The organism is Lysinibacillus sp. fkY74-1 (genome assembly GCF_053165895.1).
The window spans coordinates 2,313,885-2,335,581 of sequence record NZ_CP170173.1 but is presented as its reverse complement, the minus strand read 5'-3'; the positions used below and the strand labels follow the sequence as shown (position 1 = coordinate 2,335,581).

Annotated in this window: 15 protein-coding genes and 1 pseudogene; 3 read left to right on the top strand and 13 right to left on the bottom strand. The window is 36.6% G+C overall.

The genetic code is table 11. The annotated features are described in order from the left end of the window. Window positions 1-243: 243 nt before the first annotated feature. From arcC to ACE1MS_RS11280, 8 genes and pseudogenes are all read right to left on the bottom strand, one after another. The gene (gene arcC, locus ACE1MS_RS11315; protein ID WP_036161696.1) at window positions 244-1,176 is read right to left on the bottom strand and encodes a carbamate kinase; all 933 of its coding nucleotides are present in this window, start codon (window positions 1,174-1,176) and stop codon (window positions 244-246) included. 5 nt (window positions 1,177-1,181) lie between these two features. Further along, window positions 1,182-1,952 (bottom strand): DUF2877 domain-containing protein, encoded by a 771-nt coding sequence (locus ACE1MS_RS11310; protein WP_012294516.1) that lies wholly within the window; start codon window positions 1,950-1,952, stop codon window positions 1,182-1,184. After that, the gene (locus tag ACE1MS_RS11305) at window positions 1,949-3,214 is read right to left on the bottom strand and encodes a YlbE family protein (protein ID WP_012294515.1); all 1,266 of its coding nucleotides are present in this window, start codon (window positions 3,212-3,214) and stop codon (window positions 1,949-1,951) included. The genes ACE1MS_RS11310 and ACE1MS_RS11305 overlap by 4 nt, the downstream gene beginning before the upstream one ends. Next, on the bottom strand, window positions 3,214-4,968 hold the full coding sequence (locus tag ACE1MS_RS11300) for an acyl-CoA synthetase FdrA (protein WP_447402298.1): 1,755 nt from the start codon (window positions 4,966-4,968) through the stop codon (window positions 3,214-3,216). The genes ACE1MS_RS11305 and ACE1MS_RS11300 overlap by 1 nt, the downstream gene beginning before the upstream one ends. A gap of 18 nt (window positions 4,969-4,986) precedes the next feature. Continuing rightward, window positions 4,987-6,036, bottom strand: coding sequence for an ureidoglycolate dehydrogenase (gene allD, locus ACE1MS_RS11295; protein WP_012294513.1), 1,050 nt, complete (start codon window positions 6,034-6,036; stop codon window positions 4,987-4,989). A gap of 132 nt (window positions 6,037-6,168) precedes the next feature. Then, window positions 6,169-6,972: a (S)-ureidoglycine aminohydrolase gene (allE, locus tag ACE1MS_RS11290; RefSeq protein WP_012294512.1), complete on the bottom strand. Its 804-nt coding sequence runs from the start codon at window positions 6,970-6,972 to the stop codon at window positions 6,169-6,171. A 27-nt stretch (window positions 6,973-6,999) separates the two neighbouring features. Beyond that, window positions 7,000-8,229 (bottom strand): allantoate deiminase, encoded by a 1,230-nt coding sequence (gene allC / locus ACE1MS_RS11285; RefSeq protein ID WP_447402297.1) that lies wholly within the window; start codon window positions 8,227-8,229, stop codon window positions 7,000-7,002. A 337-nt stretch (window positions 8,230-8,566) separates the two neighbouring features. Next, a pseudogene (locus ACE1MS_RS11280) lies at window positions 8,567-8,903 on the bottom strand (L-lactate permease); the annotation flags it as partial. A gap of 155 nt (window positions 8,904-9,058) precedes the next feature. On the opposite strand from ACE1MS_RS11280, the gene ACE1MS_RS11275 reads away from it, so the two are divergent. Further along, window positions 9,059-10,672, top strand: coding sequence for a PucR family transcriptional regulator (locus ACE1MS_RS11275; RefSeq protein ID WP_012294509.1), 1,614 nt, complete (start codon window positions 9,059-9,061; stop codon window positions 10,670-10,672). A gap of 251 nt (window positions 10,673-10,923) precedes the next feature. Here the strand turns inward: ACE1MS_RS11275 and ACE1MS_RS11270 are convergent, their stop codons facing one another. From ACE1MS_RS11270 to ACE1MS_RS11260, 3 genes are all read right to left on the bottom strand, one after another. Beyond that, the gene (locus ACE1MS_RS11270; protein ID WP_012294508.1) at window positions 10,924-12,174 is read right to left on the bottom strand and encodes an MFS transporter; all 1,251 of its coding nucleotides are present in this window, start codon (window positions 12,172-12,174) and stop codon (window positions 10,924-10,926) included. 443 nt (window positions 12,175-12,617) lie between these two features. Beyond that, a complete protein-coding gene (locus ACE1MS_RS11265; RefSeq protein WP_012294507.1) occupies window positions 12,618-13,001 on the bottom strand; it encodes a cupin domain-containing protein in 384 nt (127 codons plus the stop codon). Window positions 13,002-13,066: 65 nt separating this feature from the next. Further along, window positions 13,067-14,026, bottom strand: a complete 960-nt coding sequence (locus ACE1MS_RS11260) for a 2-hydroxyacid dehydrogenase (RefSeq protein ID WP_197148609.1) — start codon at window positions 14,024-14,026, stop codon at window positions 13,067-13,069. Between the two features lie 738 nt (window positions 14,027-14,764). Between ACE1MS_RS11260 and ACE1MS_RS11255 the strand changes: the two genes are divergently transcribed. Continuing rightward, window positions 14,765-15,673 carry a C40 family peptidase gene (locus tag ACE1MS_RS11255; protein ID WP_031415924.1) on the top strand — a complete coding sequence of 303 codons (909 nt, stop codon included), beginning with the start codon at window positions 14,765-14,767 and terminating at the stop codon, window positions 15,671-15,673. 388 nt (window positions 15,674-16,061) lie between these two features. Here ACE1MS_RS11255 and ACE1MS_RS11250 read toward each other — a convergent pair whose 3' ends face one another. Together ACE1MS_RS11250 and pdxR are read right to left on the bottom strand one after the other, a co-directional pair. Next, complete coding sequence (locus tag ACE1MS_RS11250; protein WP_036161689.1) at window positions 16,062-17,591, bottom strand: DHA2 family efflux MFS transporter permease subunit; 1,530 nt, start codon at window positions 17,589-17,591, stop codon at window positions 16,062-16,064. Between the two features lie 1,415 nt (window positions 17,592-19,006). Next, window positions 19,007-20,452, bottom strand: a complete 1,446-nt coding sequence (gene pdxR, locus ACE1MS_RS11245; RefSeq protein WP_281486461.1) for a MocR-like pyridoxine biosynthesis transcription factor PdxR — start codon at window positions 20,450-20,452, stop codon at window positions 19,007-19,009. 350 nt (window positions 20,453-20,802) lie between these two features. Between pdxR and qoxA the strand changes: the two genes are divergently transcribed. Then, a complete protein-coding gene (gene qoxA / locus ACE1MS_RS11240; protein ID WP_447402296.1) occupies window positions 20,803-21,681 on the top strand; it encodes a cytochrome aa3 quinol oxidase subunit II in 879 nt (292 codons plus the stop codon). Window positions 21,682-21,697: the final 16 nt, after the last annotated feature.

The following is a 21,697-nucleotide window of genomic DNA, read 5'->3' as shown; positions in this document are numbered from 1 at the left end:
CAATAATTAATAAAAATTTAGTAAGACAGGTCCTCCACTTCAATGGCAGCAAAGATATTAGAGTAATGGACATAAAATGTACCTGTACTACTTAAGCCTCTTTCTAAACAGTTAATGTCTCAAACTCCTTTTTCACACTAATTCCACAAATGAAAAAAAGTTTGCAACGTCTATAGTCCGTGATTCCTCACTTCATGACGTTGCAAACTTAATGGATAATGGTTATTGAACCATTCTTTAAACTTATTTTGTAATACGTGTACCTGCTTTTCCATCTAATGCAGCTACTGCTTGATCGATTGAACAAATGATTGACTCTTTCCCTAATTTTGCGAATTCTATAGCTGCTTGCATTTTTGGTAACATACTGCCTGCCGGGAATTGTCCTTCTTTAACATACTGTTCAGCTTCTGCTACAGTAATGTGGCTTAGCTTTTGCTCATTTTCTTTACCGAAATTAATATAGACATTTGGTACATCTGTTAGCATCATGAAAACTTCTGCATTCACTTGTTGTGCTAGCTTTAATCCTGAACGGTCTTTGTCAATGACTGCTTCAATACCATGTAATTGACCACTGTCTTCACGATATACAGGTATACCGCCACCACCAGATGAAATAACAATCGTTTCATCAAGTAAACGTTTAATTTCATCGATACCATGAATCACTTTTGGTTCTGGTGAAGGGACAACTCGTCTATATCCTCGCCCAGCATCTTCTGCCATAGTAAAGCCTTGTTCTTCTAAACGATGCGCTTCTTCTTCTGAAAAAAATACACCGATTGGTTTAGTCGGATTTTTAAAAGCTTGATCATCCTTGTCGACTTCAACCATCGTTAGCAATGTCACTACATTTGTAGCTATGCCACGTTCTTTCATATGGTTTTTTAAAGCTGTTTCCATCATATAACCAATGAAACCTTGTGATTCTGCGTTGCAGACATGAATTGGTAGTGGTTCGACTACATTTTTCGCAGCTTCATTTTGGGCAATGATATTCCCCACTTGCGGACCATTACCATGTGTAATGACGATGTTATGACCCGCTTCTCGAATTTCTACCATATGGCCTGTTGCCGACACTACATTTTTGAATTGATTATCATAAGTTGCTTCTTGTTTCGGCTGTAAAATAGCATTACCACCTAAAGCAATAACTACACTTTTCCCCATTTCTTTCACTCCTTAGTTAATGACAAGTAAATGCCATATAACGTATCCATTCCAGATGATGATCCTACTTTTATAAGCCTGTTCATGCTTTCTAAAGATGGATCATGTTGCAATGCTGTAATCTTCGAACTAAATACACCGTCTATAGCACAGGTTAAGAAACGCTTACTGACAATGGTTGTTAAAGGTTCCTTGATTAGAGCTTTTAGTGTTTCTAGATGTTTAGGTTCGATAAAATTTTTAATAAAATGTCCGTACAATATGCCGACTAGTATATCATCACCAGTTGGTGTTAAACCTTGTCCACGCCCAATAAAGTAACGGAATGTCTCGTCAAGATTTTGGGTTGGATCTTGTAATTGATTAATTAAGGATAATACACGTGCTCGTTCAAAATCTGATGATTCATAGGATGTAAATGAAATGTATTTAAAATTTTCTTTCAATTTATTTATATTTGCATGTTCAAAATCCATATATAACGGTAGTATTTTTATATTAAACACCATTTCGAAGCGGTTATGAAAAAGACGATTATTCCGAAATATTAATGTATCGCCTACCTTAATATTGGTTTTTACTGTTTGTCTCGTTTGAGGATCAAGCAAGATCCCGAACGGAAATGTCCCATTTTCATCGGTACCAACAAATATCAATTCTCCATCTTGATCAACCATATTTAAACCTTTTTCAAACATACTGTGCACGGTAAAGGTTTTTCCTTCATTCAATAATTGAAGTGCGATTGAACCAACCGCACTTGCTTGTAAAATCATCCTTTAAATCCTAGCTTTTCAGCATATGCTGTGATAGCTTTCTCAAAACATTCGATTGGCGGATGTACTGTACCGGCACCAATTTGTCCGTACCCCGCAATTTTATGGGCAATACCAGTGTTGATAACTGGTGTGATCCCTGTTTCAACAACTTTCCGTGCATCAATACCTAAGCATGCGCCTTTAAAGTCCCAAGTTGGGATGACAAAGTTTGGATTTTCGCTAATACAGATTTCAGTCATTTGATTACTTGTTTCAAGCGCATCATTAAATCCACCCGAACCAACAAAGCGTGTTACGGCAGGTGCTGCAATCATCGCCATACCTCCGACACCAATTGTTTCTGTAATCGCTGAATCACCGATATCTGTGTTGGCATCTTCTGCTGAGTAACCAGTGAAATATAATCCTTGCGGGGTATTAACAGGACCAGTAAACCATTCGTCTCCCATACCGGCAATACGAATACCAAAGTTTTCACCGTTTCGGCACATTGCGGTAACAACTGTACCGTGTTCGATTGTCCGTGCTGCATCCATCATCGCTTTTCCAGTCGCCATAGCAATATTTAAGAAAAATTGGTCTGTGTCAGCTAAGAATTGGATTACTTCTGTACGTTGATCTTTTTCAACGTCATCTAATGAAGCAATTACTGGAGATAGTTCTTTTAAAAATGCAAGTGAAGCTGCAATATTTCGCTGGTGGAACTCATCTCCCATAGCAATAGCTTTAGCAATCAATACGTTGACGTTCAAGCCTCCATCAATTCTTTTTAAGGCTTTACTTAATACGGGACCTAATACATCTTTCATCCAGTGTAAACGATTAATGACTTGCTCATTATAAGCGCCGAAACGTAATACTGCGCCAATCCCTTCGTTCATTTGACAATACGCTTCGTTACCACTCTCCTTGTTAATAACAACAAGGACTGGCATGTTAGGTGAAGTAATACCACCCATTGGTCCAACCGCATTCACATGATGACATGGAATGAATTTGATTTTATCGTTTTCAAGTAATTCACGTGCATTCTTTTCGTCTTCTGCCCATCCTTCAAAAAGGATGGCGCCAACACAGGAACCTTGCATTGGGTCTGTCATGTTTTCATATTTAATTGGAGGTCCAGCATGTAATAACACGTACTCTTCTAATTCAGGAATCACAGATTTAGCAGGTACAACATCCGTTAAAAATGGTGCTGCTGCTATGATCTTTTGGATAACGGCTTCGTTCGCTTCATTTATTGTTTTGTATCCCATTAGATTGTGCCTCCTTCATAATAGTTTAAGAATTGAAGTACTTTCATTAACTTCTCATCGCCACCAGCAATTGGGCGCCAGTTAAATTGAACACACTCTGAGCCACTGTTTTGAACAGCTTCCGTAAAGCTTTTTAGCCCAATATTGATAACGCTAGGTTTCATATTGATGAAGGACATGATTTTCTCATCCACTACTAAGCTTTCTTCTGTATAGTCAAATTTTTGTACATCAGTAATTGGTTGTTCCACTTTACCACCTACAAGTTGGATAGCTGTGCGGACCATTTGATCATTGGTTTTACAAATAATTGCACCACTCTCTTTTAAAATGGCAATTTGTTTATCGTAACCTTGAATATCCTGTGCTGTACCTACAACCGTTGCAAGCACTGCAAGCTGACGACCTTCTTGACGTGCATTATCCAAAATACGTTTGATGGTTGGTGCTAGCTCACTAGCCATATCTTCATGACCACCGTTACCGATTACGTTATCAATCATAATGACTGCAGTATCAGGGTCATTCATAGATTTTTCAAGCATTTCGATACGTTTTTCAGGGTCAATCATCGGATGTGGTTTACCTTTTGTATAAACATCATCACCTAAATCAATGATTTCATGAGTGTTTGTTTTTAAAACATAGCTTTCGCTTTTCTCTTCAGTCATTGTATCTTTAAAAGCATCTCTCACTAGCATAGCCGCTTCAGATGCTAATGTACCACCTGAATAATAACCTTTAATACCAACTTGTGATTCTTTTAATACAACGTTAACATCAGCTGTTGTCGGTTCAAAATTCGGTTTATCACCATTTGATAATTGGACAGCTATAACTGCTGCTTCTTCAAGTGTATAAGCATGATAGATGTTCTCTTCTTGATAGGAAGGTTTGTCACCTAAAAATAGCGTAACCACTGGTTTATCAATATTTCTTAATAAGTTTAATACTTTGCGTTGTACTTCCTCTGCAGGTGGTTTGGAGATCACTGTAATGACTTTTACTTTTGGATCTTGATTTAACGCTTTGATGCTATCTAACATCGTGATAGCACCAACCTCCGTCGATAAATCACGTCCACCTGTTCCAAGAGCATTTGTAACACCTTTACCATAACGGTCAATAATTGTAGTGACTTCTTGAATCCCTGTACCTGATGCCCCAACAATACCGATATCGCCTTCGTTGACGTTATTTGTAAAAGCAATAGGGACACCGTGAATAAGGGCAGTACCACAGTCTGGACCCATCACTAATAACCCTTTTTCATGCGCTTTTTGTTTTAGTTTCACTTCGTCTTCTTTCGAAACATTGTCACTAAACATGAACACATGTAAACCTTCGTTCAATGCGTTTTCCGCTTCCATTGCGGCATATTGACCAGGAATTGAAATTAACGCTAAATTTGGATTGTTCGCAAGCTCCATTGCACGTTTCCAGTTATGAGCTTCTTGACCTTTAGACGTATTTTGTGAATCTGAATCACCTTTTAAAGCGATTTCTACTTCTTCTTTCACTTCGTCTACTTTTTCTTCCTGCTCTGTATCTACAACGATGACGATATCATTTGGCTTTGCTTTTTCTAATTCATCCGTGCCTAAGCCAGAAGATTTAAAAATGTCCTTATTCGCTGGTGTTCCCATCATGATCGATACTTTGTTTACACCATCAATTGCAGACAGCTTGTTGGATAAAAGCATTAACACGATGGAGTCTTTATAAGTGTTTTCTTTTATAATTGTGTATAACATGATGAACCTCCAATTTTATTATTCTGCAAATCTATTTTTTCCATGATAACGATCGTAATGAACGTCGTCTGACACAAGATAGTTGTAAATGTCGTCTACGATTTCAATACCTTCCTTATCATATTCCTTACTTCTTAATATACCGCGTTCACCTGGATAATAAATTTCTCCATAGCCCTCTGCCGCAGGCTGTGCTTTTAATTCATTGAGCATAGTTGTAATTTGTAGCTTGAAAGCATCCAAATCTGTGAAATAGGCAGGGTTAATGACGATATGAATTTGACCTAAATCGCGTCCTTTAGTTAAGTCTTGATACATAGAAGATACATGTATACCATGTGGGACTCCTAGAAGACTACCTGATAAAATATCTACCATCATCATCAAGCCGTATCCTTTTGGACCTGCAATTGGTAGGAGTGCATGAACATCTCTTGCATTCGTTGTAGGTGCACCAGTAGCATCCACAGCCCATGTGTCTGGAATCGATGCATTTTTACTTCTTGCATCTAAGATTTTGCCCCATGCTTGGACAGTAGTCGCCATATCAAATGTAATGATGCGGTCATCAGCAGATGGTGCACTATAAGCAATTGGGTTTGTCCCAAAATAAGGTTCAGTTCCGCCAAACGGTACGACCATTGGATCTGATTGACACATACTTAGAGCAACCATATCTTGTTCTGCTGCCATTTCAACAAAGTAACCTAAAGCACCACTATGTGAGATATTTTTCATACCAACAACGGCAACACCTGATTTTTTAGCCATTTCAATCGCTTTTTCCATCGCTTGTTTTGCTATTTGGTGACCTGGACCATTATCCCCATTAAAGATCGCAGATGCTGGTCCTGTTTGTTCAAATGTGTAGTTGGGATTGTTTGTAATCCCGCCTTTTGCAATTCGTTCAGAATAGTATTCAACACGTACAGCACCATGTGAATGAATACCTCTATGATCAGCGTATGTTAATACGTCTGCAACATCATGTGCCGCTCCTTCATTTAATCCAGCTTTTATAAACTTTTGCTTCATTAAATTAAATAGTTCTTCTTTAGATACACGCATCTTGTTTACTCCTCATTTAATTAATATTTTGTTTCACATTCTGAATAATCAGAATTTTATTTTAGAAATTTTTTTGTAACTAAGATGCCTAGTTTATCTTTGGTTCACTATCGGAGATAATAGACTCCCTTTTTATAAATCAATATCTCTATTTGCATCTTTAGAATAAATGTATGAGAATGGTTCATCTAAACCAATTGCATAGGTTGCTTGTGGTACATAAGCGCCCATAAAGATATAATCACCTTTATCAACCGGCATCCATTCATTGTCTAAGTTGTACATGCCTCGCCCGCTTAAAACATAAGCGCCGTGTTCTTGAACGTGTGTTTCAATGTAACCATGTGAAGCACCTGGTTTGAATGAAAGAATATGAATGTTCATATCATAGCCAATTTCTTTTGGTAATAAGTCTTGAATTAATACTTCTTTCATACCTTCATATGCCTCTTGTTCGATGTCGTGCACATTACCTGTAACGACTTCTGGCGTAAACCCTTTAAGAGGTTGTCCTTTAAGAGGTTGATAACGTTTTTTGTATAAGAATAAACGGCTATCTTCACCGTTATTATTATTTTCAAAAGTTAACTGTAAGTGTGGAGGCACATATAAATACCCACCTTCAGTTAATTCGTATTTTTTACCATCTGCAAAAGCATTGATTTTGCCATAAACAACGTATACAAAAGATTGAATACCATCACCAGCGAAGCCAGCTTTGTTTCCACCTTGGTTTTTTACTGTTACTAAGTAATCTACAAATCTTGCACCTAAACGAGGGGACCCTAAAATTGTGACGTCACAATCTTTGAAGCCAGGTACAACATTATTAACTAGGCCATCTGGTGTGATTACCGCATAATTGTCTTTTTTAATGACAGAACGTGTTTCTAATAAACCTTCTCTGTATCCTTGAACTTGATTTAAGTAACCCATAAGTATCTGGCTCCTTTTTCATTATTTTTATTCTTTGTATGCTAGTTCATAAAGTACATCACTTAATACTTCAATACCTTTAACAAGGTCTTCTATCTTCGTTTCTTCACTAATGTTGTGACTAATTCCACCAATAGAAGGTACAAATAACATTGCCGTTGGAACATATTGTGCAAAGATTTGTGAATCATGTCCTGCACCAGATGGCATCACTTTATATTGATTCCCTACATTGTTCTTTGCTGCTTGCTCAATGATTTGAACAATTTTTTTGTCCATCAATGTTGGTGCTTCATCCATCCATAAATTAATGTCATAAGTCATGCTATTTGCTTCAGCGACTAATTTAATTTTGTCTTCGATTTCTACTGCAAAATCATTTAATATTTGCTGATCAATATGACGACAGTCTACTGAGAACGTAATTTCACCAGGAACTACATTTACTGTGTTTGGTACAAGTGTGATATGACCAAACGTTAATACAAGTGGTTCCCCAATTTCTCTAGCACGTTTTGTTAAATTTGAGACAATTTCACTATAGGCAACAACTGTATCGCGACGTAATGACATTGGCGTAGTACCAGCGTGGTTTGCTTCACCTTTTAAATTGATCGTGAAGCGTTTTTGACCAACGATGCCATTAACAACACCGATTGTTTTGTTTTCCGTCTCTAGCACTTTGCCTTGTTCAATATGAATTTCAACAAATGCTTTGATGTCATTACGAACGGCAGTATTTTTACGATAATCAAAGCCTGATTTACGCATCGCGTCTTCGAACTTAATGCCCTCAGCATCTGCAATTGTGTCAACATCCGATTTTTTAGCTAAGTTAAAGAAGTTTTTGCTACCCCAAAATGTGTAAGGGAATCGACTGCCTTCTTCTTCTGCAAGAGATAATACTTCTAATGAGCGTAGTGGTTGGCCGTGTTTAGCTTTTAAATATTTCACAGCCACTAGTGCAGCTAAGATACCGAATTGGCCATCTAGATGACCGCCTTCAACTACTGTGTCGATATGTGATCCTGTTAAAATGGTTTCTTCCGGATATTTACTGCCAACCAGACGCCCAGTTAAGTTCCCGATATCGTCAAAGCTTGCTTCTAATCCTTCTTCTTTGAATGTTTTTTCCAGTTCACGAACTGCATCATTCCATTCTTGAGAATATAAAAGGCGTGTAATTCCACCTTGTTCTAAGCCACCAAAACCTGTAAATTTCTTATCTAACATTTCAAAAGTTGATTGAATATCCATACCTCTTTCACTCCTTCCTTCTACACTTTTATTATAGGTCCTCCCCCATAACCATTCATTGACACAATGAACAATAATGGATAGTCTTTTTATGCACTTTAGACAAATAGATATGGATAAGGAGCAAGTAGCTGTCGGAGTAAAAAAGAACGCTTTTTGCTATCGATTATGGAAAGGCTTTAAGACGGGGTATGAGTGGAGTAAATCATCCATTCTATCCTTACTAAAAAACAAAAACCACATAGTAAATCTATGTGGTATAGTCCCTATTAAAATGATTAAAGGATAAATCATGAACCTTACAAATAGGAGCAAGCCAGTTATATCGTATTGGCTATTGAAAGGTTTCTGACTCATCCCCGGTTTGATGAACGGCTGCTGCTGCAATCGGGATAGAATGTGGAGAAATCACTTTTGCTTTGCTTCCCCCAGCAGTGTTAGCTGCTATTAGCATAAACGCGAGATGCCAATCTGCTTCCCAGTAACTGCCTGTAAGCTTTCGAATAGTGCATGATTATTTACAACCGATTCCGTTAGAAAGACACCCATCCATCCTAATACTGGACTAACAAATGGGAAGAATTCATCCGTTTTGGCAGGTCGGGTCCTAGAGAAGTGCTAAGCCCAGAGAAGTCAGAAAGATTGGCAAAAGTCATTACAAGTACGATTGTAAGATTCCTCCTTTACTATTTCGAAATAAAGAATTATACGTATATTAACCTTCAAAAATAGTATACAATCAGAGTGATAGGTTATCCTTGTAGCGTTTTACAAATATATTTCTTATTATTTTGGTCTTTTTCTAACAAATATAAAGGAGATGATCCTTATGACAACATTAAAAGAAATCATGTCTGTCCAACAATTTTCTGATTTAACATTATTAAATGATGAGGGAGATTTAGATAGAGAAGTAGAAATGGTCGATATTACGGAAACACCAGATATTAAAAATTTCACAGCACCTCATTCATTTATCGTCACTACGGGTATGTGTTATCAACACGACCAATCCGGATTAAAGGATCTCATTCTAGAATTAAATGATATACAAGTTGCTGGCATAGGCGTTAAATTATCGCGTTTTTTAGAAAAAATTGATGATGAAGTAATAGAATTTGCAAACAAGTTAAAATTCCCCATTATTAGAATCCCTGATAGTTGGAATCTCGGATCCATTACACATCATATATCATCCTATATCTTGGATGAAGAAACTGAAAAGTTATATTTTGCATTAGATATCCAACAAGAATTAAATACCATGCTGATGAGAGGTTTGAGCTTGGAAATGATGATTGAACGAATGAGCAGACTTCTTAGAGTCCCTGTGATGCTCTTAAATCCTTTTCATCAAATTAAAACGATGAGCCATCACTTCCAAGAACAATCAGAGCAAATTCAAAAAAATCTTAGTTACTTCAAAAGATGTGTTAATTCCAAGCAAATTTCACCTAATAATAAAGCATCTTTCCAAGAGGAGCATATTATATTTGAAGTTCCAGCATTTAAATATTTCCCGTATTATTTGATGGTTTCAAATGTTAATACGCTCACCTATCCATTTAGTTTGCTTGCCATAGAACAAGCCGTCAATACACTCAGCCTCGCCATTTATAAAAACAGTAAAATCAAAGAAGCGGAACAACAAGATGTCAACCGATTTTTCGAAACATTGATGTCTGAGCATCCTGATAATCTTATTTCAGTCAAACAGCACCCTGAGTTTTTAAAAAAGCACCATATTCACCCATCCAATTTCTATCAAGTAATCGTTTGTGCGATTGATCAAGAAAGGGATGTGGAAAATAATATCTATTTGAATGAACGTTATCAAATGACTTTTGAGTGGCTAACACATAAATTTACTGACATTGATCCTTCTATCAGTGTTTATAGGTCTCCAGGTAATCATCGATTTACGATCCTATTACAAACTAAACATCAATATTATTTAGATTACTGCAAATATATCCAAAAAGAGTATCATAAACTTTTTAATAGTACACTGTCATTCGGTATTGGTAATGAAGTGACTGAATTCTCACAGTTACCACTCTCTTATTTTGAAGCGAATGAAGCTTTTGATCATAAGTCTGAAAGTAGTAAAGTGGAATTTATTGAACTCTATAAATCTAAAAGTGTAGAAGAATTGTTACAACTCATTCCAGCCAATAAATTAAAACCGTTTATCACGTATACACTAGGTTCATTAGCCTATCCAAAATCGACGAAAGAAAAAGAACTAAAGCATACATTGAAAATCTATTTGGCGAATCATTGTGATCTGACAAAGACCTCTGAAGATATATTTATTCATCGGAATACAGTAAAATATCGTATTAAAAAATGTGAAGAGATTTTAGGTCAGTCTATCGAATCGCCTGATATTTCATTGGATCTACGATTAGCATTATTTGCCTCAGAGAAAGTAAATTTTTAAACTTAAAAATCCCGCTAAAAAGCTGTTATGAATGCTTTTTAGCGGGATTCTTTTTACCTATTTTACCATTCAATGTAGCAGCTCCTACTCAAGCTATTATCAATAAACCGACACGCTTATTCGATTGAATCCACATTTAAATGAAGCTGCTTTCACAACGGTTCCACGAGCATCGTCGCTTTTAGGCAGCAATAACAAAACTACCTATCAGCGGGAGATGTATTAAATCTCCGCTAATAGGTAGCTTTACTTTATTCATTAGTTAGGGGATGGGTTGCTTTCTTCTCTTTCAACATCACGACCAGGAAGAATAAAATCGCTGCTGCTGCAAGAAGTATTGCTGCAATATAGAATGCTAATACTTTTGAACCAGTGATATCACCAATATAACCTGTAAGAGTTGGCGCAATAACTGATGAAGTCATTCCAAAGAAGTTAAAGATACCTAGTGCTTTGGCCATGCTGTTGGAAGGTACTGAATCCGTTACATATGTGATTAAAACTGGATCAATGGCAAGTTTACCTAATAAACCGTATAAAATTAATGCTGCATAGAGGACAGAAGGGTTAGGTGCAAATACGGTTAAACTAATAGTTACGGCTGCCCCAATTAACAAGAAGATTATTAATTTCTGACGCATATGTGCATTTTTATCAATATACTTAGAAAATATCAATGCACCAGGTACTGCTGTGACTGCAACTAAAGCAGCTACATATCCTACTGAACCTTGTTCAAATCCTTTTTCTCCGACAAGGAATGATGGTAACCATGTCACTATCATGTAATAACCATAACATGTTGCAAAATAGACGAAGTAAATAACTAATTTTTTTATCGAGAATAATTCTACGCCTTGAGATACTGTGGCTTGAGCTGTTATTTTATCTTCGGATGTTTCGTTTGTAGCTTTTTTGTCTTGTTTAACAAATAAGATAAACACAAATGTTACAGCTACAATTAAGACTGCTATCATATAAAGCATGTAATTCCATTGGATTTCAAGGCCACCTACTAATACAGATGAGCCTACTAGACCAATAACCATCCCTAATGCCGAACCACTGTTGATGATCGCATTAGAAAAGCTTTTCTTATCTTTTGGCATATATTTAGCGGATAAAGAGAAGGCCGCACCATAGTATGAGCCAGTCGAAAGACCTGCCATTAAGGCGCCTACATAAACTTGAGTGATTGTCGTGCTTGATCCAATGACGAATGCTGCTAATGCAAATATGATAAACGCAGGGATCAATACTCGTTTTTGTCCAAATTTATCAACGAGTATTCCTGATGGAATTTGCATACCCGTATAGGCAAAGAAATAAATAGAAGCAATAAGTCCTACTTGAGTATCGCTAATATTACCAAGCGATTCTTGAATTTGTGGATATATTGGTGTAAGTATTGTACGATAAATCCAAATAGCTACCCAACCTAAACACAGAGTAAAAATGATTTTTTTGTAATAATTCGGGTCATTCTTAACTGTTTGTCCCATAATATGACACTCCCATTTTTCTTTTTTTTTACTTATGTAGTGCTTAATTTAATTTTAGGTGATGAGTACGTAAATAACATTGTTCACTTTTAACAAAAACAGAACCAGCATTGCACATTTTAGACAAAAGCCAATGTTTGAATTGTTTATAAATGCATGACTTATGGCATTCTTATTTGCCGATTCCTACTCAGTGCTTTTGTATCTACAAACTTTTCTCGGCTCGAATAAACAAAAATAAGCCCGACTACCCTATAGGTAATCGGACTGATCGCCATCCTCGTGCAAACATCTTTGCTCAAATCCTATTTTGTAAAATGGAATTTTTCTCATGTGACAATCCTTTGTGATCGCAGAAAAGATTCCACCTTGTAGATAATGGATCATCAAGGAGGAATCTTTTTACTATGAAAACTAGTTAATCAACAGACGTGATCGTTAATTTAATGATGTTTATGCGCAATAAAGCCTATTGGTGTGGGACCTGCGAACCCTAACATGACGAAATCTCTACTAGAATTATTAGTCATTCCGTGCTTTTCTCCTGCACGTGAAACGACAACATCACCAGCTTTAATTTGAACCATTTCACCACATTCTGGATAATAATCAGCTGTCCCTTCAATAACAACCCATATATCATCCGCTTTCTCGTGTGAGTGAAGTGGCAAAGTTTGTCCTGGACGCATACACCATATAGCTCCAACAGTATTAGGTGTTTCATAAAAAATATGTTTTGTCGCTTCTTCTTCTCTAAACTCTTGAATATCAGGCCAATGGAAAATACGATTTTTTAAATCTTCTCTTGCTAATTGTTTTAATGTCATAGTATTTTCTCCTTGTTTCGAATTTCAAACTATACCCACGTCATTTAGCGTTTATTAGAAAATGATTATCTGCGAATAATATTTTGAGGTTTTCCCTCTAAAAAAGCCATGGTGTTATCAAATGCAATTTTAGCACGCAGTTCCATTGCCTCATTTGTAAGGAAGCCTACATGGGGTGTTAAAATAACATTTTTGGCTTGTAATAGTTTATAGTCTCCAGGAATTGGCGGTTCCATATCAAATACGTCAATCCCCGCTCCTGCAATTCGCCCTTCATTTAAAGCATCGGCTAATGCATCATTATCAACAATTGGACCTCGTGCACAGTTGATTAGAATAGCTGATTCTTTCATTAATTCTAATTTTTCTTTAGAGATTAATCCTTTTGTACTTGAAAGTAGTGGTATATGTAATGACACAATATCTGATTGTGCTAATAACTCATCTAATTCCATGTACTCGATACCCAAAGCTTCAGCTTCTGGATTTCTTCTAGATTGGTCTGAAGCTACTATTTTTGCGCCAAATGCTTTAAACAAACGAGCAGTCATCATGCCAATCTTTCCTGTACCAATCAAACCAACTGTTTTCCCTTTAATTTCACTACCTTGGAATGCTCCTGGGAAATGATCGGCATGGATTTCTTTATTACCCTGAGAGATACGGCGGTACACATCTAATACTAAACCAATTGTTAATTCAGCAACTGCTTGATTCGCATATCCAGCTGCATTACATATCATAACATCTTGATTTCTCGCTTGCCCGATACCTACATGATCAACACCTGTAAAGGCTACATTTATTAATTTTAAATTGGCATTTTGATCAATCACTTCTGTAGGATAAGGATTATTAGCAATCATAATCACATCTGCACCTTCACTACGTTTTGCTAATTCTGCACTATCCGTTGTTTTCTTGTTGTAATAAACAAATTCGTGTCCGGCCTGTTTGATTGGCTCCGCTAATTTTTCAATGATCGAATCTGAAACATTTAATGGTTCTAATAATTTGACTAACATTTCAATCAATTCCTTCCTATTATTTTTTTACTAATACGTCTGTTGATTAACTAGTTACCATAGTTTTCTAGAAGAGACATTCGCATCTCTTCAAGACTGTTATTTCACAGCAAGAGGTGGTTGAGATTTTTTGCACATATTGCACAAAAAAATCAGGTATTTTCGTTTTCAATCACTTCCTTTTTTATTTTTTATTATGTTAATTGCTTAATTTAATTGTAGGATAGGAGCATTTAAATAACATTGTTCACTTTAAACAAAAACAGAAACGACATTACATGTTTTTGACTAAAGCTACTATGTAAAATAACTAGAAATACGCTTTATCTAAATTGGAAACTTGCCTCTGATTGAATATTCTTTGGCTGATAGTGTCTTACCTAGATGAAGATTTCATTCATTCAAGTCAATTGACCATAATTCCCTCCTTTCTATTTTTATAACGAAGATTCATTATTAAATCTCCACTATTTATATTTTGCTAGTAAGAGATATTGATTATGGAATTTAGCATAAATATAATTAATATCTCTTTTATCCCTAAACATCCAATTAATTCATATATTTTTAGTAAAATTGACCATAATTATTGCAGATACATTACATGATTAAAAATAACATGTCAGAATCATAGGAAAGTGTTAATCAGTAATATGATTGAAAAATAACTCTTAACCGTTTCATGATATTCTTACTTTAGTTCAAAAGCGATTGCTTTTTGAAAGGGGTAAGGATTAATTGAAGAAAAAAATATTACTACCGATTTTTGCGTCTTTTATGTTCTTTACAGGAATAGGTATTCACGATGCGCAAGCAGCTACATATACAGATATAACAAATACAGCTAAAGCATATATTGGCACTCCTTATAAATATGGGGGCACAGATATTAAGACAGGTATTGATTGTTCAGCCTATACACAATTAGTATTTTCTAAGGTAGGTATTTCATTAGAACGTACATCGAATGCTCAATATCAACAAGGTACTTCTATCGCAAAAGATAATTTAAAGACTGGCGATCTTGTATTTTTTAATACTTCGGGAAGCGGTGTTTCACACGTTGGCATTTACATAGGTGACAGCAATTTTATTTCGGCTACGACAAGTTCAGGGGTTAAAATGGATAAAATCAATGACCCTTATTATTGGGGATCTCGTTACGTGGGGGCAAAACGTGTTGCAAGCTTCTCGGATTATGGAGAGGTAAAAGATGCTGAAATAGACTTTACTATTTATTCATCACGTGGAGAAGTCGCTCTTAAAATAGCTAAAAAACTACAATTAGATACTAGTCAAACAAATTCAAGTTTTCCTGATGTAAAGCCAGGGTCTAAATATGCAGGTGCTGCTGAAGCGCTAAAAAAAATCGGTGTCTTTACTGGTGATGAAAACGGGAAATTCAATCCAGGTTCACCTATTACACGCGGTCAACTATCAAAAGTTTTAGTAGAAGCATTCCACTTAAAACAACAAGGAGCAACAGAAAACTTTGTAGATGTTCCTGGAGCTCATTGGGCTAACAGCTATGTATCCATCCTTGCATCCAATAAAATTACGGTAGGTAAAGGTGATAATTTATTTGGTGTTAACGATTATGTGACAATCGAACATTTAGATGCTTTTATCCAACGATTAACTCAATAATATGAAATGGTGTTTCACATGGATGAAACGCCATTTTTTTATGTCAAGCTCCCCTTCTCCGCTCGCCCCTCAACCCAAAGCATTTTTAACCGTTTTGTTGCACCATTTTTTTAGAGGGAACCAATCACGTTAAAATAAAGGCGATAATCGCCTAGATGGTCATGAAATAATAGGTATCACTGGACTAAGATAGAGAACCATTTCAGCCGTAGCATTGAGTGTTTCTACAAATAGGCTTTTCGTTTGTGTTGTAAAAAGGGTAATACAACAGCAGCTCCTATCGCACAAAGCCAGTAGATAACCACTGTATAGTTGTAGCTGAAGCCGAGGTTTATTTTCACTAAAAAACGGGTGCTGCTTATCATTAGCAACACCCGTTTTTGACTACTTATTTCACGTCTACTTGTTGTTCAGCATCCTCATGAGTCATCATATTTTCATGATTTGGTTGAACTCTCTTAATAAAGAATGCAAGAATGAGTGCGATTACCGCAATCAATGTTGAAATAAAGAAGGTATAATTAATACCATGAAGCATGGCTTCATTCATGATTTGTTGTTTTAGCTCAGCGGCACCCTGTGTAGATGTCTGTGCATTGGCACTCATATTATTCATAGCGCTAGCAGCTATTTCTTCTGCCTTGGCAGTTGTTTTATTGTTCATGACTGTAATCAATACAGCCGACCCAATAGCACCGGATACTTGCTGAAGTGTATTGTTCATTGCTGTTCCGTGTGGATTATTATATGCTGGTAGCTGATTCAGCCCATTAGTCATAACTGGCATCATGACCATTGACATCCCAAACATCCGTAATGTATACAGAAGAACAAGTGTCGAATAAGCCGTATCCATACTTATTTTACTAAAGTAATAGGATGTGACAATGGTGATGATTAAACCAAATACGGCTAAACTTCTTGCGCCATATTTATCAAAGAGCTTCCCGGTAATTGGAGACATGATTCCCATTACAATTGCACCTGGTAGCATTAATAAACCTGAATCCATTGGTGAAATACCACGAATTGTTTGCACATAAATAGGCATTAAAATCATTGCAGAGAACATGGCCACCGCAATGACGATGGAAATTGCCGATGATAAGGCGAACATAGGATATTTGAAAATACGAAACTCAAGCATTGGTTCATCCATTCGAAGTTGACGAAGGACAAAGGTAATTAAAGCAATCGTCCCGATGATGATTGTTCCATAGACAAGTATGTCGTCCCAACCTTTTTCCCCTGCTGAACTAAAACCATACAGCAGGCCGCCGAATCCGATACTTGATAAAATGAGTGATATCACATCAAGCTTAATGGCACGTTGTGGTGTCACATCCTTCAATTTAAACGCTGCAAAAATTAATGTCAAAATGGCAATTGGCAGAACAAGATCGAATAACATTCTCCAGCTATAATGTTCAATGATCCAGCCGGAAAGTGTAGGTCCTATTGCGGGAGCAGTAATCATCACGAGACCAAACATCCCCATCGCTGCCCCTCTTTTTTCAACTGGAAATGCAGTAAGCATAACATTCATTAGTAAAGGCATCATTATGGCTGAGCCTGCAGCTTGTATCATACGGGCTGCTAATAATACACCAAATGCTGGTGCAATACTCGCTAGGAACGTACCTAGCGTAAATAAGGCCATGGCGGTAATAAATAGCTTTTTATCCGTAAAGCGTTGAATAAAGAACGCACTCGCAGGTATTAAAATACCGTTAATCAACATATAGCCCGTTGAAAGCCATTGTACGGCAGTGGCTTTTACGTCAAATTCCGTCATAATGGCTGGGAGGGCAATGTTTAATAATGTTTCATTCAAAATCGCTACAAATGCCCCAATAAATAAAATGGCAATCATGCCGTATGGCGTTTTTGTCTGGGCAGACATGGTATTCTCCGACATATAATATCAATCCTACTTTCTTTTATCTTTTTCATTTTCTTGAGAATTTCGATTATCTTTTTAGGTCTCGACTTCTTCGTCAATGAGCTGAGTAGGTTTTCCTCCCATCTGTTGTAGTGCCTTTGCTGATTTCATAGCAACCACTCCTTTAAAAATAAATAATAAAACTGTTGACGAAAGAATAGAGTATATTGTATAATTAAAATAGGGAAAGTGCGTGGTACGTTAATTATACAATGTCTATCTCTATAAATTTACCATAAACCATTGTTGATTTCAATGTGTTGTACATATATTTTTTTGTAAAAAGTCGATTCTTTTCTTACAGAGAATTGACTTTTTTTATTGTTGATTTCTTGATTAAGCCATCATTCGTTAATTCATAAATGGTTGATACAACTTCCTTTAAATATCGGCGGTCATACGAAATACTAATAATGGTGCCACCATATTGGGCTAACGCATTACACAACAGTACAGGCGTTGTCAAAGGACTAAAAATTCATCTGCATCACCCCAACGTTTGATAAAATCAAAAAATGCTTCTATTTATCAACAGAAGCATCTTGTGCAATAAAAATAGTTTCCCTATGTATCAATTAGCCCAGAGCTTTCAATCTGTGCACCATTTGATATTTTATGTCAATTGAGGGGCTGTTAATAGATCTTGCACAAGAAACCACCCGTGTTCCAGTCATCCTATAATGACCCCCCTGCATCTTGAAAAACCTTCGTAAAAAAATTCCACATCTCCCCTTGTAAATATGTGTTCTAATGTTATTTCACACCTACCTGTACTTCCACCATCATTCCCCTTAGCGAGTAAACAAGAATGAAACTAGGTATTTTCTCAATCTTTCTATAAAAGTAGCCACCTAGCGCGCTGATGGTATTGCGGAGCTAGGTGGCTAAGTGATGTTTTTAACTAGATTTAATTGAATATATAAGGGGTGCCTATATCCCTTCTATATTCTCGTGGGCATAAAAATATAATAAGTAGTGACTGCCTTGATTTTTTTCATCAGCAGCTAAAGCTAAAAATGAGACTGTTCGAACAGGTAAAGCTTTCAGACAACATTAACGATAGGTGTTGTGAATGTTATAACCTCTTTATTAAAAGTGGCTTTCTAGCATTTTTTCCTAAACCTTTGTGAAGCGCAAAACCTACTAGCATTAGTGATCTACCTCATCCCTAATGTCCTCGGCATTGCAGTCAAGGTTCCTCTATCACCTTCCCTATTTACAGATTTCATTACTTGTGCGAATAATTGTGAATCGTTCCACACGTCCATGATTGTTGATAGCTTTGATGGATGTTGGTTATCCATGTTTCTATCATAAATACTTTCCCTACTTTTTTAACCATCCACATCATTGTTAATTTAACCATCCACTTGTCTATAATTGACAAAAATTCATCTTTTTCCATTTAGACAATGCAGTGCTTCTGCAAACCTTTTGATTCCTTCGTCTATTGACTCGGTATCCTCTCTGGCGTACGTAAAACGGACAAATCCCTTTTGTGATCCCATAGTAGAGCCAGGCACATAGATGACCCCACGTTGAATGGATTCTTCTAGTAATTGGGTTTCATTATAATCTTCCATCATTACTTGGCACCAAATATGAATGCCACCCTGTGGCGCGTAAAATGTCACCTCATCCTTTAAGTACGTATGGAGACTTTGGACAATAGTATCTCGGCGTCTTTCCAATTCCTTCACTAAATGCTCGATATGCAGGTTAAAATTGGAGGACTCTAAAAAATCATTCGCTATCCATTGTGTGAAGCTGGAATGGCCAAAGTCAATTTGTTGCTTGGCATCGGATAGTCTTTCAATAACGGATGTAGGACCAATAATCCAGCCGATTCGTAAACCTGAAGCTACGATTTTGGACAAGGAGCTAATGTATAATACATTTCCGTTTGTATCTAATGATTTTAAAGTTGGTCTTTTCTCACCTGAAAAGGCCGTTAAGCTATAGGGATCGTCTTCTACTACCGGAATCCCGAGCTTGGACGATATGTCTAGAATAGCCTCTCGTTTCTTTATATTTAACGAAGATCCAGTTGGATTATGAAAATCTGGGTTTAAAAATATCATTTTAATTCGATGTTTTTTATAAAGGGCTTGCAAATCATCGGGATTAATGCCATCCTTATAAACAGGAAGATAATGGATTTTTAATCCAGCCGATTTAAAAATTGGTAAATTAAAGTTATACGAAGGATCTTCAATCGCGACAGCATCTCCAGGCTTTAACAAGCATTGGACAATCAAATGTAATGCTTGTTGAGCTCCAGACGTAATGAGGATGGAAGAAGGATTTGTATCAATTCCTCTGCTAGTTTTTATATGGTTTGCTAGGGTCGTTCGTAAAATCTCACTTCCTTGAGGATGATCATATCCTAGACTACCAATGAAAGAGCGTGTTGCCGTAATCTCTCTTAATGCGCTTTTAGGAAAAAGATCCTCCGATAATTCTCCGGTTGCTAAATTGATGAGTTTATGATCCACTGCCTCTTTTCTTATTTTTTGCGTAACTGGTAGATTCGGTAAAAAGGAGCCTGCCTCAATATATCGATTCCAGCTCGGAATTCGCTTTCGTGTGATTCCCCAAATATCTTTGCTAATGGTCGTACCGCTTCCTCTATTGCGTTCAATGAGTCCCATTGCTTCTAATTCGTCATAGGCACTAACAACTGTACTTCTGTTTACTTGTAAAGTATTCGCTAAATATCGCTCTGATGGTAATGGTTTATCGGGCGGAAATGTTCCATCAGCAATCCCTTTTTCCATATATTCTGCAAGTTGTTTATAGATAGCTTTTTTTGCATGTCGATCTGGTTTCCAATTCATAGTTTTTCACCTCTATATTGCCTCTTATTTCTAGCTTTGTCTGAAAAGCTAAAAAGTCAATCATAATAGAATGTTAATGATTAATAACCATCCACTTCCTTATTACTTTCACCATCCACTTTTAATTATAACCCGTAGAATTCTACGAGAACCCTTATCTGACGCTTATTCCTCTCGATAATATTATACTAAAATTATTTTTGTTGTTTTAGAACGTTCTGTGTAATCTTGCAAAACACCTTGTCTTTCAAAATATGGACCACTATCATAAAAATCAATTGTGAATCAAAATCCATACAAGCCTATAGTAACCGATAGCACTTCAAAGAATCAGTTAAAGGGGTTTGTTTATGAAAAAAAGTTGGCTCAGATTAATTGGTCTTTTCACTATTATCACTATGTTAACGGGCTGTGACCCGCTTTTAGTATTAGACCCAAAAGGTCCTCAAGCTCAAGTGCAAGCCAAAGATATTATGCTTTCGATAGGGATTATGTCCTTTATCGTGCTAGTCGTTTTTGTGATTTTAGCTTATATGTTAATGAAATTTCGCGCTTCCAAGCAAAGTCCCGACTATAAGCCTCCCCATATTAAGGGAAGTACAATGGTTGAAATAATTTGTGTAGGTATCCCTGTGTTAATTGTTGCGTACATGTCTATTATTTCAGTTCAAAGTAATTACAAGGTGGAGTCAACGCCGGAAAAATACAAAGATGAAAAGCCTTTAGTCGTTTATGCTGCAACATCTAACTGGAAATGGCATTTTAGTTATCCAGAAGAAGATATTGAAACCGTAAATTATTTGTATATTCCTGCAGAGCGTCCAATCGAATTTAAGCTTTATTCGTATGGACCGATTACTAGCTTCTGGATTCCACAACTTGGGGGTCAAAAATATGCGATGGCCGATATGGTGAATACCTTGCATTTGGCTGCGGATATGCCCGGAGAGTTTATGGGAAGAAATGCAAACTTTAATGGAAAAGGATTTGCGGAAAATACGTTTAATGTTACAGCGGTGACTCATGATGAATTTGATGAATGGGTCAAGGAAGTAAAGGAAACAGCAGATTTATTAACGGAGGAAAAGTTTAATACGTTACTACAACCAGGTCATGTGGGACAATCCACATTCAATGGAACGCATTTAACGTTTCTACCAGCGCCTGAGGGTGAAAATGGCGGACATCAGCATGGCTCTTCCCACGTAAAAGATCATGCCACTCCATAAATTAATGATGAATTTC

Coding starts and splice junctions, on each gene's coding strand:
- arcC (WP_036161696.1), bottom strand. CDS start 1,176: ATGGGGAAAAGTGTAGTTATTGCTTTAGGTGGTAATGCTATTTTACAG.
- ACE1MS_RS11310 (WP_012294516.1), bottom strand. CDS start 1,952: ATGATTTTACAAGCAAGTGCGGTTGGTTCAATCGCACTTCAATTATTG.
- ACE1MS_RS11305 (WP_012294515.1), bottom strand. CDS start 3,214: ATGGGATACAAAACAATAAATGAAGCGAACGAAGCCGTTATCCAAAAG.
- ACE1MS_RS11300 (WP_447402298.1), bottom strand. CDS start 4,968: ATGTTATACACAATTATAAAAGAAAACACTTATAAAGACTCCATCGTG.
- allD (WP_012294513.1), bottom strand. CDS start 6,036: ATGCGTGTATCTAAAGAAGAACTATTTAATTTAATGAAGCAAAAGTTT.
- allE (WP_012294512.1), bottom strand. CDS start 6,972: ATGGGTTACTTAAATCAAGTTCAAGGATACAGAGAAGGTTTATTAGAA.
- allC (WP_447402297.1), bottom strand. CDS start 8,229: ATGGATATTCAATCAACTTTTGAAATGTTAGATAAGAAATTTACAGGT.
- ACE1MS_RS11275 (WP_012294509.1), top strand. CDS start 9,059: ATGACAACATTAAAAGAAATCATGTCTGTCCAACAATTTTCTGATTTA.
- ACE1MS_RS11270 (WP_012294508.1), bottom strand. CDS start 12,174: ATGGGACAAACAGTTAAGAATGACCCGAATTATTACAAAAAAATCATT.
- ACE1MS_RS11265 (WP_012294507.1), bottom strand. CDS start 13,001: ATGACATTAAAACAATTAGCAAGAGAAGATTTAAAAAATCGTATTTTC.
- ACE1MS_RS11260 (WP_197148609.1), bottom strand. CDS start 14,026: ATGTTAGTCAAATTATTAGAACCATTAAATGTTTCAGATTCGATCATT.
- ACE1MS_RS11250 (WP_036161689.1), bottom strand. CDS start 17,591: ATGTCGGAGAATACCATGTCTGCCCAGACAAAAACGCCATACGGCATG.
- pdxR (WP_281486461.1), bottom strand. CDS start 20,452: ATGAATTGGAAACCAGATCGACATGCAAAAAAAGCTATCTATAAACAA.
- qoxA (WP_447402296.1), top strand. CDS start 20,803: ATGAAAAAAAGTTGGCTCAGATTAATTGGTCTTTTCACTATTATCACT.